General features: G+C 53.6%; 14 protein-coding genes. 2 read left to right on the top strand and 12 right to left on the bottom strand.

Annotated elements, in window-relative coordinates; genetic code table 11:
• Nucleotides 1–66: 66 nt before the first annotated feature.
• On the bottom strand, nt 67–1,767 hold the full coding sequence (locus BLQ82_RS22160) for a glutamine--tRNA ligase/YqeY domain fusion protein (protein WP_062522544.1): 1,701 nt from the start codon (nt 1,765–1,767) through the stop codon (nt 67–69).
• Nucleotides 1,768–1,997: 230 nt separating this feature from the next.
• Here BLQ82_RS22160 and BLQ82_RS22155 point away from each other — a divergent pair, with 230 nt between their 5' ends.
• A complete protein-coding gene (locus tag BLQ82_RS22155; RefSeq protein WP_062522546.1) occupies nt 1,998–2,243 on the top strand; it encodes a DUF2164 domain-containing protein in 246 nt (81 codons plus the stop codon).
• Nucleotides 2,244–2,270: 27 nt separating this feature from the next.
• Nucleotides 2,271–2,819, top strand: a complete 549-nt coding sequence (locus tag BLQ82_RS22150; protein WP_062522548.1) for a GNAT family N-acetyltransferase — start codon at nt 2,271–2,273, stop codon at nt 2,817–2,819.
• A gap of 1,082 nt (nt 2,820–3,901) precedes the next feature.
• Here the strand turns inward: BLQ82_RS22150 and BLQ82_RS22145 are convergent.
• From BLQ82_RS22145 to BLQ82_RS22095, 11 genes are all read right to left on the bottom strand, one after another.
• Nucleotides 3,902–4,546: an MOSC domain-containing protein gene (locus tag BLQ82_RS22145; RefSeq protein WP_062522549.1), complete on the bottom strand. Its 645-nt coding sequence runs from the start codon at nt 4,544–4,546 to the stop codon at nt 3,902–3,904.
• Complete coding sequence (locus tag BLQ82_RS22140) at nt 4,527–5,057, bottom strand: GNAT family N-acetyltransferase (protein ID WP_062522550.1); 531 nt, start codon at nt 5,055–5,057, stop codon at nt 4,527–4,529. Before BLQ82_RS22140 ends, BLQ82_RS22145 begins: the two co-directional genes overlap by 20 nt.
• 76 nt (nt 5,058–5,133) lie before the next feature.
• The gene (locus BLQ82_RS22135; RefSeq protein WP_062522552.1) at nt 5,134–6,345 is read right to left on the bottom strand and encodes an MFS transporter; all 1,212 of its coding nucleotides are present in this window, start codon (nt 6,343–6,345) and stop codon (nt 5,134–5,136) included.
• 118 nt (nt 6,346–6,463) lie between these two features.
• A complete protein-coding gene (locus BLQ82_RS22130) occupies nt 6,464–8,569 on the bottom strand; it encodes a molybdopterin-containing oxidoreductase family protein (RefSeq protein WP_082722622.1) in 2,106 nt (701 codons plus the stop codon).
• Between the two features lie 276 nt (nt 8,570–8,845).
• Nucleotides 8,846–9,673, bottom strand: coding sequence for a formate/nitrite transporter family protein (locus tag BLQ82_RS22125; RefSeq protein ID WP_062522554.1), 828 nt, complete (start codon nt 9,671–9,673; stop codon nt 8,846–8,848).
• Between the two features lie 264 nt (nt 9,674–9,937).
• Entirely contained in the window at nt 9,938–11,302 is a 1,365-nt protein-coding gene (locus BLQ82_RS22120) for an FAD-dependent oxidoreductase (protein ID WP_062522556.1), read from the bottom strand.
• A 320-nt stretch (nt 11,303–11,622) separates the two neighbouring features.
• Nucleotides 11,623–13,263 carry a formate--tetrahydrofolate ligase gene (locus BLQ82_RS22115; RefSeq protein WP_062522557.1) on the bottom strand — a complete coding sequence of 547 codons (1,641 nt, stop codon included), beginning with the start codon at nt 13,261–13,263 and terminating at the stop codon, nt 11,623–11,625.
• Nucleotides 13,264–13,556: 293 nt separating this feature from the next.
• Entirely contained in the window at nt 13,557–14,033 is a 477-nt protein-coding gene (locus BLQ82_RS22110; protein ID WP_062522559.1) for a glutathione peroxidase, read from the bottom strand.
• A 112-nt stretch (nt 14,034–14,145) separates the two neighbouring features.
• Nucleotides 14,146–15,168, bottom strand: coding sequence for an LLM class flavin-dependent oxidoreductase (locus BLQ82_RS22105; RefSeq protein ID WP_208810805.1), 1,023 nt, complete (start codon nt 15,166–15,168; stop codon nt 14,146–14,148).
• Between the two features lie 198 nt (nt 15,169–15,366).
• On the bottom strand, nt 15,367–15,705 hold the full coding sequence (locus BLQ82_RS22100; protein WP_062522563.1) for a DUF3243 domain-containing protein: 339 nt from the start codon (nt 15,703–15,705) through the stop codon (nt 15,367–15,369).
• A 186-nt stretch (nt 15,706–15,891) separates the two neighbouring features.
• The gene (locus tag BLQ82_RS22095) at nt 15,892–17,463 is read right to left on the bottom strand and encodes an FAD-dependent oxidoreductase (protein ID WP_062522565.1); all 1,572 of its coding nucleotides are present in this window, start codon (nt 17,461–17,463) and stop codon (nt 15,892–15,894) included.
• Between the last annotated feature and the right edge of the window lie 581 nt (nt 17,464–18,044).

Genomic DNA, 18,044 nt, shown 5'->3' with positions numbered 1-18,044 from the left:
CCAAAAGGCTGCCCACGTCATATGATGACTTCGGACAGCCTCTTGTTGCTTATAGAAGCTTCAGCCTTATTTGGCAGGCTGGAATGAGCTTTTTAGAGAAACGATGAGATTGAACACCGGATGCCCCGGTGTGGAGTATCTGCTGTCCACGTTGAAGTATCCATGACGGAAGAACTGGAACTTGTCCTGCGGCACGCTGCCCTTCAGTCCCGGCTCCACAAAACCATGCAAGATCTCAATTGATTTCGGATTCAACTGGTCCAGGAAGCTAGGCTCGGGCTTATCGGCGGCAGAATCCATGCCTTCGACCTCAGCCTCCTGGTCAGCCTCCTCGGCGGAAATCAGCGGCTCATAGAGGCGGAATTCCGCCGGTACGGCCTGGCCGGCATCCACCCAGTGCAGTGTCCCCTTAACCTTGCGGCCGGTGAAGCCGCTGCCGCTTTTGGTCTCCGGATCATAGGTGCAGTGAAGCTCCACAACCTCGCCGTTCTCGTCCTTGACGAAATCCGTACATTTGATGAAATAGGCATTCTTCAGGCGCACCTCATTGCCGGGGAACAGACGGAAATATTTGTTCGGCGGGTTCTCCATGAAGTCATCGCGCTCAATATAGATTTCACGGGAAAATGGAATCTGGCGGGTGCCCATCGCTTCATTCTCCACATTATTTTCAATTTCGAACCATTCGGTCTGGCCTTCCGGATAGTTGGTGATAACCACCTTCAGCGGCCGCAGCACCGACATTGTCCGGGGAACTGTCAGCTTAAGGTCCTCACGGATGAAATGCTCCAGCATCTGCAGGTCCACCAGCCCCTGGCTTTTGGAAATACCTGTCTCATGCACGAAGCTGCGAATGGCTTCCGGTGTATATCCACGGCGGCGAAGCCCGGAAATCGTCGGCATGCGCGGATCATCCCAGCCATCGACATGCCCTTCATCCACGAGCAGCTTCAGCTTGCGTTTGCTGGTGACCGTCTGGGCGAGATTGAGGCGCCCGAATTCATATTGATGCGGCGAAGCCGGCATTTCACATTCGGCCACCACCCAGTCGTAGAACGGACGCTGATCCTCGAACTCCAGGGAACACAGGGAGTGCGTCACGTGCTCAATGGCATCCTCAAGCGGATGGGCAAAAGCGTACATCGGATAGATGCACCAAGCATCGCCCGTATTATGATGATGGGAATGGGAAATCCGGTAAATGACCGGATCACGCAGGTTGATATTCGGGGAGGACATGTCTATTTTGGCGCGCAGCACCTTTTCGCCATCCTTGAATTCTCCTGCCCGCATCCGGCGGAACAGATCCAGATTCTCTTCGGTGGTGCGCTCCCGGTACGGGCTGTTCACCCCCGGCTCAGTCAGCGTACCGCGATATTCACGGATTTGGTCAGCGGTCAGGTCATCGACGTACGCTTTTCCTTTTTGAATCAGCAGCTCTGCCCGTTCGTACATTTCTCCAAAATAATCCGAGGCAAACCGCAGCTCATCCCATTCATAGCCGAGCCACTTTACATCCTCCTGTATCGAGTTCACATATTCCGTATCCTCTTTAAGCGGATTGGTATCGTCGAATCTGAGATGTGTCTTGCCGCCGAATTCATCTGCCAGGGTGAAGTTAATCCAGATCGCTTTGGCATGCCCGATATGTAAATAACCGTTAGGCTCCGGCGGAAAGCGGGTCACCACTTCCTTTACTTTTCCCGAGCTCAGGTCTTCGGTAATGACATTCTTGATGAAATTGGAGGGTGTTCCACGGTTCTCCACAGTTATCAACCTTTCATTCTGTAATATTACTACTTCCTTGTATGAACATGTTTCCTACTAATATACCCGTTAAGCGGGGAATGTTCAATAAAAGTCAAGAGAAACGGCGGGAATGTCCGGCTTCACAGGCCGGTTCGTTCATGGTGTTTTGACTTATTTCCCGGCTATGGAGTAGCATGGGGATTATAGTGTATGTATCTGTATAATTGCTATACGAGGGGGACTTATTTATGAAGCCAATCAAGCTGCCCAAAGAGCAGCGGGAGATGATTACCGAAAATATCCGGGCCTACTTCGAAGCCGAACGGGGAGAGAGCATCGGCCATCTGGCGGCGGACAACCTGCTGGAATTTTTCCTGCAGGAGCTCGGACCGGCGATTTATAACGGAGCGCTGGGCGACTGCCGCACGCTGGTAGGCCAGCGGATGCAATCACTGGAGGACGACATTTACGCACTGGAATGGAAGAAACGTTAATCCTTGAACCGCAGAGGGGGCAGCCTCATGTTTAATTATGTCATTGACGAAGAGCTTACGCTGAAGCTTTTGATGCCTGAGCACGCACGCCATATGTTCGCGCTGGTGGAGCGCTCGCGCGCCCGGCTCAGACAGTGGCTGCCTTGGGTAGACGGTGTTACGGAGCAGGCTCATTTGCAGACTTTTATCAAAAATTCGGTCAAACAGGGCAGCGAAAACGGCGGCTTCTCTGCCGGACTGTGGGTCCGGGAAGAACTGGCCGGCATCATCGGATACCACGAGATTGACTGGCACAACCGCTCGGTAGGTATCGGTTACTGGCTCGGTGAAGGCTATGAGGGCAAAGGCTACATGACCAGCGCCTGCCGGGTCTTCGTGGACTACGCACTGCTTGAAATGGATCTGAACCGTGTTGAGATCCGCTGCGCTACCGGCAACCGGACGAGCCGGGCGATACCTGAACGCCTGGGCTTCGTGTTCGAAGGCGTGATCCGCCAGGCAGAAAAGCTTCCGTCCGGCTACGTGAATCACGCTGTCTACGGGCTGCTGCGCAGTGAGTGGAAACTGCTAGGCTAATTGGCTAATAGGCTTCAGGCAGAATAGGCTGCTGCTGCCTGGAGGCTGATACAGAGAAGGTACAGGCTGCGGGCTTGCTGCGGCAGCATAACGGATTTTTTCATTATAGAAAGTGCAAGCCCGTTAAGGCGGAAGGCAGCACGCCTTCAGTATGTATAAACTCTTCGGGATGCAGGCAACACGTTTTCCGTATGTACAAGCTAATCAGATGCAAGGCAGCACACTTGCCGAATGTACAAGCTCATCAAGATGCAAGGCAGCACGCTTTCGGTATGTACAAGCTCATTGATACGCAGCAGCATACTTATCCAAACTATTTGCAGCGGTCAAAGCCCTGGAGGAATTATTCCTCCGGGGCTTTACTTACCTAGCCACAAATTATAATATAGATGGAATCCTTCTGCGCGCCGCAGCTCCAGCAGCAGTTGGCACTACATAACAGCAAGTACCCCACGGAGATTTGAAATTACCTTGAACCAGGCCGTGCGCCGAGATAAACCCAGACACTAAGTGGAAAAAGTACCACTAATCCAAGCTTCTAGGCCCCTCCACCAACATTAAGTGGAAAAAGTACCACTAATCTGAACCCATTGGCCTTCCAGCACTGGATTTGCCGAAATTAAGTGGAGAAATTCCCACTAAATCTCTGTTGTGGCACGAATATCGGCAAATTAGTGGTAGAAAATCCACTTACCATCTTAAGGGACCTGGCGCAAAGCAACTCCAGCGGCGGCAGACAGTATCTCACAGCAGCACTCACACTTCACACAGCATACAAACAACACTCATACAGCATTCAAACAGCACTCACACAGCACTCATATAGCATTCCAAACTACCCATACACTCAAACAGCACTCTCACTGCATACAGCATTCAATTTACCATGATTCGAAGAACCACCAACACTGCCCCGGTTCGTCTTCAGCATCAAACGCCGCTTAGAAAAGAGAAGATTAACCTGCCTGTATGTTTCGGGAGGTTCTTGCTAACACAGGAGGTCCCGACTCTTCCGGAGGACCCTTGGGGACCCTTTCTGATGGCCCCAATTCTCCTGGAAGGTCCTAGCCCTTCCGAAACCGTTATCTCCCCGCCGTATCCAGCCAGCCCTGAAACTTCTCGCGGGTGACGGCGGACAGAGTCTCAAGCGCGGCCAGCTCCGCTAAGCCCGTCTGGTCCTTGCGTCCGTGCTCCATCAGATAGAGCACCTGCTTGATGGGAAAGCTACCCTTGCCGCTTTCCTGCTTGATAATTGGGTCGCCTGTGGCAACCTGACCCTCGCGCAGCACACGGAAATAGAAACCGCTGTACCCGGTTTGCAGCACCTGTGCCGGCATATCGGCGGGGCCGTGTTTTTGCGCCAGCTTATAGCATGGAAAACGCGGCTGGCTGACCTGCAGCAGTGTTGTGCCGATCTCGTACACATCTCCGATGCATACTTCCGTCTCCAGCAGGCCGCTGGCCGTGATATTCTCGCCGAAGGCCGAATACTCCAGTTTTTTGCCAAGCCATTGCTCCCAATAGGCATAATGCTCAATCGGATATACACACACTGCCTTGTCCGCACCACCGTGGTTCACAAGATCCGCTTGGCCGTCCCCGTCGAACCCTTCCAGATGAAGCTGCACCTTGCCGGGTGCTGGCATTTTGTAAATGCCTGTCTCCAGCGGCTTGCCCCGGTAATCGACGGTTTTGGGCTTGCCTACATTAAGCGAGATGACTTCCATCCTCTTTCCCTCCTGTCAGCATGCAGCTCATAAATACCTCATCAACGTAACGCCCGCCAAGAAAAAACTCCTCACGGAGACGGCCCTCTTCCACAAATCCGCATTTGCGGTAGAACGCAAGAGCAGGCTCGTTGCAGGACAGCACACGCAGCCGCAGTTTGCGGATGCGGTTCTCCGCCGCATGGCTTTTGATGGCTTCGATCAACTGTCCGCCGATGCCCATTCGCTGAAACTTCGGGTGAACGGCGATGTTGACCTCACACACATGACGGTTGCTCTCCATACCGCTGGGACAGCCAAAGCCGACATAGCCGCACAGTTCACCATCCTTCAGAGCGACCAGCTGTGAACCGGGAGGGGCATGCATTAGATAATCCTCCCGTGAGCGCCACATTAACGGACCGGGTGATGTATCCTCAGTCCAGATCATATTATCAAGTACAATCAGCTCCCGGGCATCCTTGATTTCCGAAGGCCGGATCGTTAAGGCGTCCCTGTTCAGTTGTGGCATTGCTTCTACACTCCTTGCCTTACTCAAATCACGCGGAAGACTGCAGCTGCCTTAACAGCATTCTCCCGCTGCAAGTTTATGCCGCATTTCGCCCCAGTGTACGGGCGGTGCGGTTGATGTATGCATGTAATCCAAAGAATCCCACCGACAGCACAGCCATCCCGCAAGCCAGCCAGCCCGTCGGCGCCAGACCTCCACTGTCGAACTGGACGCCCATCAGATAAGGCCCGACCACTCTGCCGACTGCACCAATGCCGCCGCTCAGCCCCAGATAGAACGGCGCATTGCGGTCTGCATGGTCCGAAATAAATGAAGGCATTGCCGGAGAGATCAGCATCTCCCCCAGCGTCGCCAGCAGCATCGCCAGAAACAGGCCGGCATAGCTTGGCATGAACAGAATCACCGCATAACCGCTCAAATAAAACACGGCACTGGCCGTCATTTGGGCCGTTGAGGTTGCTGCAAACCAGCGTTTGATCAGACTGACCAGCGGCTGCGCGGCAAAGATCAGAATCCCGTTCAGCGTCCACAGAAACCCGTAAGTCTGCTTAGGCCAGCCTTCTGAGATAATAAACGGCGATACGCCGGTATTCCAGATGGAATTGCCGATCAGCAGAAACATGGAACCAACAGACATGAATAGATAGATCCTTATCTGGCCCATAAGCCTCCAGCCGGATTGTGCGGGCTGCGGATGCTTTTTCCGGGTCTGTTCGTGGGGCGGAGCTGTCCCTACTTTGCGCAGATAAAAAAAGAAAAAGACGGCAAACACAGCCGAAGTCACACCGTTCAGCACAAAGCTCAGCATATAATTGCCCAAAAATCCGCTCAGCGATGTTCCCAATGCTACCCCTATATTATTGCAAACATAGATGATGTTAAACAGCTCTGCACGCTGCTCGGCAAACCGGAAACCGACAAATGCCTGGATCGCCGGCAGGGACAGTGAATTGAACAATCCGAATAATCCCATCAAAATGATAAACAAATGCCAGCTGCTGCTTGCCGCCGGAATAGAGAACAAGGACAAGGCCGTTAGGGCCAAGGCTCCTACAATCAGCCGGTTGACACCGACCTTGTGATAGAGCGAACCGCCCAGCAGCTGGCCGGCAATGCCCCCGAGCGCCTGAATCAGCAGGACGAAGCCGGCATCCTTCATACTTCGGCCCAGCTCATCGAATACGTACATGGTTACGAGCGGCCACATGAGCGCGCTGCCGGTTGCGTTAATCAAGCTGGCAATCAGGAATACTTTAATTTCCTTAGGATAGGCTTGCAAAAACTTCATATTTTGTCTTTCATCCCCTGTAAACTATGTGTCATTAATTCATCCAGTATCAGCCTAAAACAGGGTCAAGGGCAAGCATATGAATTGACGCTTTATCGCGTCACTCAAATAAAACAAATCATTTAAATGCGATGGATTCCCCGCTGGACTTTGCTTCTCCCCTACGCTTCACTTCTACAGTAGCTGAGAAAAAAGTCGCCCCGTTGCCCATATCGCTCAGCCGGTCCGGCGTCAGCACATTGACTCTCTGTTTGTGTCCTTTGCCTTCCCACCACAGCCCTTGGCTGATGACGGTGCCAGGCAGCATTTTGTCCGTTACCATCGCCCACAGCTCAACACTGCCTCTGCCGTTATATACGGTGAGCTCGTCGCCCTCCTCAATTCCCCTTACCGCTGCATCTTCGGGATGAATCTGCAGTGTCGGCCGCTTCTCCATCCGCTGGTGCTTCTCCACATTGGAGAAGGTGGAATTCAGGAAATTATGGTTCGGCGGCGAAACGAACATCAGCGGGTACGCCGTTCCCGGCTGCGGCCGCCGCTTGCCGTCATAGCCTTCCTTCAGCGGCGTATAGGTTGGCAGCGGAGGCAGGCCAGCCAGCTCCATGGCCTTTGAATACAGCTCGATTCGGCCGGAGGGGGTCGGCAGGTGCTCCAGATAATCCGCTTGCGGCGACATATCCAGCTTCACGAACCGCTCAGCCGTCAGCCGCTCCAGCGTTACACCGTTCAGATAAGGGTTGCGCGGATAATCAAGCGCCTGACGGATCATATCATATGGGGACTCGCTGAACGCCTCCGCATCAAAGCCCATCGCCCTGCCAAGCAGCGAGAAGACCTCCACATTGCTCTTGCATTCCCCGGGTGCATCCAGCACAGGCTCCTGAAGCTGAATATAGTGATGCCAGTAGGAAGCATATAGATCCACATTCTCAAACGTGGAGGTTGCCGGCAGCACGATGTCGGCATACAGAGCCGTGTCGGTCATAAACAGATCATGCACAACCGTGAACAAATCCTCACGGGCAAATCCTTTGCGTACCCGCTCCGCATCGGGGGCCACCACCACAGGATTGCTGCAGTAGACGAACATCCCCATCACCGGCTGCTCCTTCAGTTCCAGCGCTTCACCGATCCGGTTCATATTAATTGTACGTGTCCGGCGGTTCGGGCGCAGATCAGGGCGGGTCAGTGCCCGGTCATTCGTGGAGCTGTAGCCGCTGTTCGACTTGAACGCTCCGCCCCCGGTCTTCAGCCAGGCACCGGTAAGTGCCGGAAGACAGGCGATCGTGCGCACATTCATGCCGCCGTTATCGTGATGCTGGAGGCCATTGCCGATGTGGATATGCGAGACCTTGGCTTCACCATACAGCTTGGCCAGCTTCTCGATATCCTCTGCTGCAATGCCTGTAATCTCCGCGACCCGCTCAGGCGGATAGGCGAGCACATGGGCGCGCAATTCCTCATGGCCGGTTGTATAACGCTCAAGAAAAGCGTCATCGGTCATTCCGTCACGGAACAGGATATGCATCAGTCCGAGCGCGAGCGCTGTATCCGTGCCAGGGTACAGCGGCAGGAACCAGTCCGCCCACTGGGCCGTGCGGTTGCGGTGCACATCGATCACAACCACCTTCGCCCCCCGTTTGCGGGCCTGCTCGGCATAGACGACCTGATGCATGCTCGTGCTGACAATATTGCCGCCCCAGACGATGATCAGGTCGGCGTTCACCGTGTCTTCAGGGCTTGTCCCGCCGTTGAAGCCCATTGTATATTTCCAGCCTGCGCTGCCGGCAGAGTTGCAGATGCTCTGCTCCAGACGGCTTGCACCGAGCGCATTAAAAAAACGCCGGTCCATCCCGTCTACGCTGAGCACCCCCATATTTCCGTAGAAGCTGTAGGGAAGAATGCTCTCCGGCCCGTAAGCTGCCGACAGCTCCTTAAAGCGTCCGGCAATTTCGCCTATGGCCTCTTCCCAGCTGATCGGTGTGAAAGAACCGCTTCCCTTCGGTCCTACCCGCCGCAGAGGCTGCAGCAGCCGCTCGGGGTGATGCACCCGCTCGGCCATATGCCGCACCTTGTTGCAAATCGCCCCTTTGGTGACCGGATGCTCTGGATTTCCTTCCACTTTAATGATTTTTCCATTCTGCTTATGCACTAGAAGTCCGCATGTGTCAGGGCAATCCAGCGGGCATACCGCCGGAAAAACCCCATCTCCGCTGTAACTCATGGGCTGCAGTCCTCCTTCGCTGCTTGAATATGTATATTCTATAACCGCACTTGCTCCACGTAAAGAAAATAGCAGGAACAAACTGATTCGTTCCAAGTATGCCTGGGTAATAGAGCATATGAAACACTCCCTATGAATTCGCCGTGAGCCCGATTTCGTTCCCCCGAGTCGGATATGCACGGCGAATTTTGTTATGGAGCGGAACAACAACAAAAACACCCCACGGAGGTTTCCGGAGGGTGCTGACTCGACGCCAGACCTGAGCAGGCTGGAAGGTTATGCGTGTTTTTTTACACCGGCAGGAACAATGGTGTCCACTGAATGGGCTGCCGCCGGCGCTTTGCGCAGGTAAGCCATCCAGTAAGCGAATGCGACGAAGATTGCACCGCCTGTGAGATTCCCTAGCCAGACCGGGGCAAAATTGCTTAAGTACTGGGACCAAGTGAAATGTCCTTCAAATATGGCAGCAGGGATAAGGAACATGTTGGCTACAACGTGCTGGAAGCCGATGGCCACAAACGCCATAGTCGGAAACCAGATGCCGAGGATTTTACCGCTGAAATTATCCGCTCCGTAAGAGAGCCATACGGCCAGAGCAACGAGCCAGTTACAGCCGATCCCGGAAACAAACGCCTGCAAAAAGGTGGCATCGATCTTGTGGCCGGCCATATCCACCAGTTTATCCAGATACACGCCGTCTGCGGTGAGGCCGACAATGTGGCCGAAGAAATAAGCGACGAACAAGGCGCCTGCGAAGTTACTGATGGTGATCAGCACCAGGTTCTTAATCATTTCCCAGAGCGAAATCTTCTTCGACATAAATGCCAGCGGCACCGCCATCATATTGCCTGTCAGCAGTTCCCCTCCGGCCAGCAGCACCATGATCAGACCTACCGGGAACACGGAAGCCCCGATAAAATTCGCAATGGAGCCCCACTCCTTCGGTGCGCCTGCAATTACGCGAATGTCCAGCAAAAATCCGAGCGCGATAAACGCTCCCCCCAAGAAGCCAAGAATAAGTACAGTGCTGAGCGGATTATGTGCCTTCTTGATTCCGTTCTCCACCGTGACTTCGGCAATCCCCTGCGGTTTGTTATAAGCCATGATTCCTATCCCCTTTTAATACTTAAAATTTGTTCCTTTATGCCATTGTAGCGTGTCAACTTAGACAATTACGTGATAAAAATCACTTATGTAAAAACTAAGTGAAACTTTTCACTGACATGTCAAATTTACCACAAAAGTATTCAATGCGGAATGTTTTTATTCGAGTGAAAGCCGCCAGTCGCCAAAAAAATACATTTGTGCCGGGGCGCACCAAAAAACCGGAGCCTTCATTCGGCTCCGGTTATGGGGATGGCTGCAGGTTTAGACTGTTACAGTTTCTTTATGGGGAACTGTAACGGGCAAGGCCTGAAGGCCTGCGGTATTCAGGAAATTCCATGGTTTGTTGTAATGCGGCTGGAAGAAGAAATCGATAAATGCCAGCTGGTCTACAGTCATTTTATTCTGTATGCATACCGACACGGTATTGATCGACTGCGTCAGATCCATCTTGGACATAATCTGAGCGCCGAGGATGCGGCGGGTCAAGCGGTCATAGACCACCTTTAACTGTACCTGCTCAAAGGTTGGCATGAACTCAGGACGGTAGTTGTCGGTCAGCAATACACTTTCAACATCCATACCTTCCGCTTTGGCCGCATCTTCCGTCAGCCCGGTTCCGGCGATATTGTCTTCATAGATCTTGATCCCCGAGGTGCCCTGTGTGCCCATGTAGGCAATGGTCGGTGACACCAAATTGCGGGCTACCAGCGTACCCATGCGCACTGCGTTGGTTGCCAGAGGAATGTAAGCATTTTTGCCGGTCGGGTTATAGTGAATTGCGCAGCTGTCGCCCGCAGCATAGATGTCCGGAAGGCTGGTCTGCATGTAGTCGTTGACGATAATTGCACCGTTAGGCAGCATATCCACTTTGCCTTTCAGCAGTTCGGTATTCGGACGGAAGCCGATGCAGAGGATAACCAGGTCTGTCTCGTGCTCGCCTTTGCTGGTGATGACCTTGGTCACTTTGCCGTTCTCTCCTGCAAACGAGCTGACCTTCTCGCCAAGCGCCAGAGTGATTCCGTGATCCTCCAGTGATTTTTGAATAGGTGTAGTGAATTCTTCATCCAGGTATTTGCTCAGGATACGATCTTCGCCATCGATCAGCGTAACCTGCTTGCCGTTCATCTGAAAAGCTTCCACCAGCTCAACTCCGATATATCCGGCGCCGACAACAGTGATTCTGTCCACCTGCTGTGCTCTTTCGATGATGGTGTTGGAATGGCTGTAGTTCTTCGACAGGAGGATACCGTCAAGCTCCATGCCTTCCAGCTTAGGAACAATCGGCCATGAACCGGTAGTCATGATCAGCTTGTCATAGGAGTCATCGAATTCCTGGCCTGTCGCCAGATTGCGGGCACGCAGGGTTTTGCGGTCCGTATCGACCTGGATCACTTCATGACGCATGTTCGTCTTGACGCCGAGTTCAGCCAGCTTTTCCGGCGAGGAATAGAACAGACCCTGCGGGTCCTTGATTACTCCCCCTACATAAAGCGCGATCCCGCACGACAGGAAAGAAATATTATCATTGCGTTCATATACTGTAATCTCGGCTTCAGGGTAGAGCTGGGCGGTGTTGACAATTGCGGCGGTTCCGGCATGGGTACATCCAATGACTGCTACTTTCATGGTTTCTTCCTCCTCCAAATTTGGGCATTCATTTATTTTCTCTATAGTTGTGATTTATTTCACTTTATGAATTGATTATATTGTGATTTTTCTCACATTTCAAGTACTTTTGTGATTTTTCTCACAACGTTCACAACTTTTGCGGATTTTTGTCCTCCAGGTCCATCCTGCATCGGCATTAGTTTTCCCCGGAACGGACACATTATGTCTGCTGTACAGCAGGAAGGAGCAGGGAACCTTCCACGCAGCAAAGCCCCCATACCTCTGCATCAGTCGCAGAAATACGGGGGCTTATGTCTGTGGATTTTATATAACCCTAGTTATTCTAAACCGTTAATGACACCGTCCAGGTCTACCTGAATACCTTCTGCCGCCGGCTTGGCCGGAAGACCGGGCATGGTCACGATATTGCCGGTGATAATCACAGCGAAGCCTGCACCCAGCGACAGCGTAATATCACGGACACCCAACGTGAAGCCTTCGGGTGCTCCCAGCAATCTCGGCTGATCCGAGAAGGAGTACGGTGTCTTAGCCATGCAGACCTGAAGCTGATGGAGGCCAAGCTTCTCAATAATGCCCAGGCTGCGCTTCGCTGCCGGCGAGAAGGCTACCTCAGCGCCACGGTAAATTTCGGTGACGATTGTGTTGATTTTGGCCGGGATGTCCAGATTGTCCTCATACAAGGGAGCAAATGCCGCGGGTTGGCCTTCGCCCTGCTCCAAGAGCTTCTTCAGCTCCATGGCAAGCTCCAGCCCTCCGGCACCCCCTTCCGCCCATACCTTGGAAACCGCTGCGGGTACACCCAGACGGCGGCAGGCTTCCAGGACATCGTTAATCTCCGAAGGGGCATCGCCCTCGAAGTGATTAAGCGCCACCAGCACCGGAACGCCGAATTTGCCCAAATTCTCTATATGGCGCTCCATGTTGGAAAGGCCGGAGAGCAGGGCGGCCCGGTTCGCCGTATGCAGCTCATCTTTACGCACACCGCCGTTGTATTTCAGCGATTTCACGGTCACAACCAGCACGGCTGCAGCGGGAGTGAGCCCGGCTTGGCGGCATTTGATATCCATGAACTTCTCAGCGCCGAGATCCGCCCCGAAGCCTGCTTCCGTCACCACCACATCGCCCAGCTTCAGCGCATAACGGGTACCAATTACACTGCTGCAGCCATGGGCAATGTTGGCAAAAGGCCCGCCATGCACAATTACCGGTGTACCCTCCAGTGTCTGCACCAGATTGGGCTTCACGGCTTCCTTCAGCAGCGCAGCCATGGCTTCCACTGCCCCGATATCCTTAGCTGTTACCGGCTGGCCCAGCTGATCATATCCGACCAGCATGCGGCTTAGGCGTTTTTTGAGATCGGCAAGACCGTCGCACAGGCACAGCACAGCCATAATCTCGGAGGCTGTTGTAATCTGGAAACCGCTCTCCCGCACCGGACCGTTGCCATCGCCGAGACCCGTCACAATACTGCGCAGGCTGCGGTCATTCATATCCATTACGCGTTTCCAGACAATGCGCTGAGGGTCCAGCCCCAGAAGGTTGCCCTGAAAAATATGATTGTCGATCATGGCGGACAGCAGATTATGCGCCGAAGTTACCGCATGTATATCGCCTGTAAAATGCAGGTTGATCTCATCCGCCGGAACAATCTGGGCTTTGCCTCCGCCGGTGGCTCCGCCTTTCATTCCTAAGGTCGGACCAAGCGAAGGCTCGCGCAGCGCCGCTACGGTCTTAACGCCCGCCGCATTCAGCGCCTGGGACAGTCCTATGGTTGTCAGTGTTTTACCCTCGCCTGCCGGAGTCGGATTCATCGCGGTGACCAGCACCAGCTTTCCGTCCTGCTTGTGCTTAAGCTCATCCCAAAGGGATGGCGACAGCTTGCTTTTATATTTGCCGTACAGCTCCAGATGCTCCTCATGAATCCCTGCTGCCGATGCCACCTCTGTAATTAACCTCATGCCGTTATAAAACCCTCCTGCCGTTATTATCCTGCTTCACCATTCACTTTATGCAGTTCTCCAGGAACTGCACATTCCTCTTCAAAGGATACAGTGTCTATGAAAAGCGTCAAGGATAATTTTCATAGATCCCAAACGAAAAAATCCCCCCAGACGCCGCAAAGCCGCATCCGGGAGGAAAACTCTTGTTAATTCCAGCAGTCAGAATCGGCTCCGCCGTCTCCTTACATAATGTATAGAGCAGAGAGGCTCTGTTTGTAAATTCTAATATTTCAACAATAAAACCGTATTGTTTAAAGCAATGCTTCTATCTGTTCCTTCATACTTTCAGGTGATTCCTTTGGTTCCACACGTGCTACCACGCTGCCGCTCCGGTCGACGAGGAACTTCGTGAAATTCCACTGAATGTCACTGCTCCCGCCTTCTCCCGGCTGCTGGCCCTTCAAATATTGAAAAAGCAGACTGGCATCCGGTCCGTTCACATCCACTTTGGCAAAAATGGGGAACGTAACGCCATAATTAATCTGGCAGAACTCCTCCGCTTCTTCACTGGTGCCCGGCTCCTGTCCGGCAAACTGGTTGCAGGGAAAACCCAATACAACAAGTCCCTGGTCGCCGTACTGCTCATACAGCTCCTGCAAATCCCCGTACTGTGGTGTAAGTCCGCATTTGCTGGCCGTGTTGGCAATCAGCAGCACCTTGCCTTCATAATCCTTGAAAGGCACTTCTGCACCCGAAGGCTTCACGCCTGCAAAACTGTAAATAGACATCCTGCTTCTCCCCTTCATCCGTGGATTTTTCTAACGGCGATGCAATGTCCAGCCAATCTTCATCTTAACTCATTGCCGCAGAATTCCAAAATTCAGGGCACTGTGGCTGCGGCTAATTCACCCCGGCCCCTCCGTGCAATCCGCATGCATCGGCTATCAACCTCAGGGATTTCAGCTTGTCCTCATAGCGGTGCACAAGTGTTGCGAACATAATTTCCTCGCATTGGTATTCCTCCATGAGTGCTGTAAACTGCCGCCGTACTTCGTCCGGTGATCCAATCACCATTCGCCTGCGGTTATCCTCGATCCGAAACCGGTCATACGGTGTATAGTTGTAGCCCAGTGCCGTCTCCACCGAAGGCGTGCCTGTCGAGACATGGCCCTTCTCCAGCTGAACGAGGGACAAATCCATGCTGGCAGCCAGCCGGTCCGCTTCAGCGGAAGTCTCAGCGCATACGGCAAACACCGACACCAGCGCCTGGGGCGCGGAAGCTGCAGGAGACGGGCGGAAGCTGCTCCAAAAGGACCGGACCGCCATACCGCCCCCATCATTGTTAATAAACCTGGCGTATGCATAGCCGGTCCCCAGCCTGGCGGCAAGAGCTGCACTATCCCTGCTGGACCCGAGCAGCCAGAGCTCCGGCGCAGTGCTGACCTGCGGACTGGTCTCCAGCCCGGCAAAGCGGTGTGACTCATCCGGAGCGCCATACAGATAGCTGAGCAGATCTTGGATCTGCAGTTCGTAGAGTTCAGCGCCGCCGGTCCGGTTCTCCTGGAGCGCTCTTGCAGCGAGCGCCCCGCCTCCTGCAGCTCTGCCCAGCCCAAGATCAATCCGGCCGGGGTATAAGGCTTCGAGCACGCGAAAGTTCTCGGCCACTTTATAAGCGCTGTAATGGGGAAGCAGCACAGCTCCCGAACCGATGCGGATTCTTGTGGTTACCGCAGCCAGATGTGCCATAAGCACCTCGGGGCTTGAACCCGCCAGCCCGCGTGCCGCATGATGCTCGGAGACCCAAAAGCGGTGATAGCCCAGCCGGTCCGCCTCTATGGCTAGGCTTGCGGTCTCAGCCAACGCCTCGGCCGGCGTGCTGCCCTCCGGGACAGGCGATTGATCCAGAATGCTTAATTTCATAATCGTCGCATCTCCAAGTTATGAGATTTCAGAAATGGGAGTAGCCCAATTGAATCCAGTTGCTTCCCCCATTATAGCATCCGGGTACCTGATGTTTCCCGCTTTCCCTTCTTTACGGAAGAAAATCCTCCCCCGGCACCCGGAGAAGGATCTTTGCCCAGCCTATGCGCCTAGATCAGCACTAGCGCAAAACTGCTCTATTCAATTCCGGGCCAGCTTGACCAGCATATGTGCCAGCTGGTGGCGCTCTTCCTTGCTGCCGGCCTTCCACAGCTCCAGCAGCAGCTTTTCCTCGCTGTTGCGCGGCTCTTCATGGGCGGCCAGATAGTCGGCGATTTTTTCCGCCGCTGCGGCCAGCTGTTCTTCGCCCAAACCAATCTTTTGTGCCAATTGGATACGCTTTCCCAGATAAGCTCTGAAATCTTCAAAATTCTTCAGAATGAGTTCTTTTTGTTCGGGATCTATCCGGTCAAGGGCGTCACTCACTTTAGCCATCGTCACATTCCCGTCCTTGTTCACCACATGATTATGTTCGGACATCTGAAGTTCCCCTTTCACTGGAAATTTCATGGTTTCCCACTACTTAACCAGGGGCCGGGGAGATGAACCATTGGAACCGGCGGCTTCGGCTGTTAGTCACACCTGTACGGACTGCCGGAGTATACCCGTCAGCTGCTGCCTTCGGTAACCTAATCTATAATACAGATCATGCCCGCCCTGATCGGCCTAGACCGCACCAATAGACGGCCATTCCAGCTCAAACCCGTTATTACGCAGGCGGGTCTGGAAGCTGCTCAGCTGCTGCGGGGAATTTCGCACCCCCCGGGGATTAATCCCGTTATCCAGACAGTATGCCGCCAGCATGCCTGCCGCCTCTCCAATGTTCCATTCCACCGGATGAAGCCGGTAGCAGCCATTGGTGATATGCGTGGTCCCAATGTTTTTGGCAGCTGCGATCAGGTTGTTCACCCGAACCGGGATCAGCGCCCCCAGCGGGATCTGGAACGGCAGCGAAGGAATGTCGATAAAAGTCCGCAGTGCCGTGCTGGGATGAAGATCAATCCGATAGCTGCCGATGCCAACGGTATCCGGGTATTTTTCGGCTTTGCCGCCGGGGCGGTCCGCCGGGCTGAGATGCTGCTCCAGGACCGTATATTCCGCGCGGATACGGCGTCCTTCACGAATATACGGTGCCTGTGCAAGCCCATGCGGCGCTCCCGTAGCATCCGGGCGTGGACGAAGGCCTGGGTAACCTATACCGCCATCTTTGCGGGGAGCCTCTGTCTGCATCCAATACAACAGGGAAAGACTGAGCTGCTTCGCTCTCTCCAGGTGGCAGTGCCTTTCTTCGGGAGCAACGTCAATAATCGGTCCGAGCCAGTAGTCATTCTGCGGCCAGTTGACCACGCTGAGGTCTGTCTTGTAAGCCCCTGGCTGAAAATTACTGCGGTCCGCCAATCGGCGGTAAGTAAACAGCGGATTGGCCCCCTCCTCCGGCAGAAGCACATAGGTTACAGGCGCAAGCGTTGAAGGGGATGGAACCGTCCAGCTCAGCTGTGGAGCGGGCCAGAAATCAGCCTGATAGCTCTTCCAGAAGTCATATTCCCGCGGCTTGGCAATCGTATAATCTTCACCCTCGTTATAGTCTAGCGCCAGACAATGCGTAAACGCCTGGATATCCCGGGGATTCGCCGGACCCGCAAGCGCGTGCCTCTCCCCAGTCTCGGCAACTGATTCCGCGCCGGTCACGTACTCCACGCCTGCAAGCGGCAGCACATCTCCTTCCTCGGTTGCATCCAAAAAATATTTGCCTGTCAGCACCAGCCTATCTCCATCCTGCCCGCACACCGTTACTGAGATCACCTCATCCCCGTCTGTCTCGGCCCGTACGGGCTTGTACCCGGTCCATATCTGCAGCCGCCCGCTGTGCACATAAGGGGCCAACATATCCCGGAGCACCGCCAGCGCGGTACGCGGTTCGTGAGCGAGACGGCTGACCCAGGCATTTCCGGGATTGAATCCCGCCCGGGCGCGCGCCTGCTCCGTGAGCGGGAAGAATCTGCGGTAATAGTCGCGTACTGCATTCCGGTAAGTCCGGTAGCTTGCCGTACAGCCAAACTGTTCAATCCAGCGGTTCTCATCAGGCGGCACCACCTGACTTGTGAGCTGTCCGCCAATCCAATCATAGGCCTCGGTCATCACCACCGACCGCCCTGACCTTGCAGCACCAAGAGCGGCCGCACAGCCTCCGGTTCCACCGCCGATAATGATTACATCTGCCTGAATCTGCTTCGTCATTTCATCATCTCCTCCATAACTGAACAAAATAAGTACTGTAGCTGAACCAAGTAAGCACTGCAATAGAACAAAGTAGGCACTGCAACTGACAAAGTAAGCGTTGCAACTGCACATAGTAGGTACTGCAACTGCACATAGTAGGTACTGCAACTGCACATAGTAGGTACTGCAACTGACAAAGTATTTATTGCAACTGAACATAGAGATCATCGCAGCTGCACATAGAAGCAATGCTTCCCCCTGCCTTTACTTATATGTAATTGTTAGAGATGATTTTACAACTTAAAATTCTCAGGTAGTCAGAGAAAAAGGAACGACAGTGGTTTGGGCGATGTATAGCGCAGGGCCAGTGGCCTTGTTAGAACCACAAACCGTGCTAGCCTGCTTCTCAGCCGAATCAAAGGTATTTTTACCTCTCATTTCACTCACTCAGTCGCCCACTTCTGGCTAAATCAAAGGTAGTTTTACCTCTCACTACCCTCAGTTGCCCAATTCCGGCCAAATCAAAGGTACTTATACCTCTCATTTCACTCAGTCGCCTACTTCTGGCTAAATCAAAGGTATTTTTACCTCTCATTTCA

This window comes from Paenibacillus jilunlii (assembly GCF_900102965.1).
Lineage (GTDB): Bacteria > Bacillota > Bacilli > Paenibacillales > Paenibacillaceae > Paenibacillus_AQ > Paenibacillus_AQ jilunlii.
This window is presented reverse-complemented; position numbering and strand designations above follow the sequence as displayed.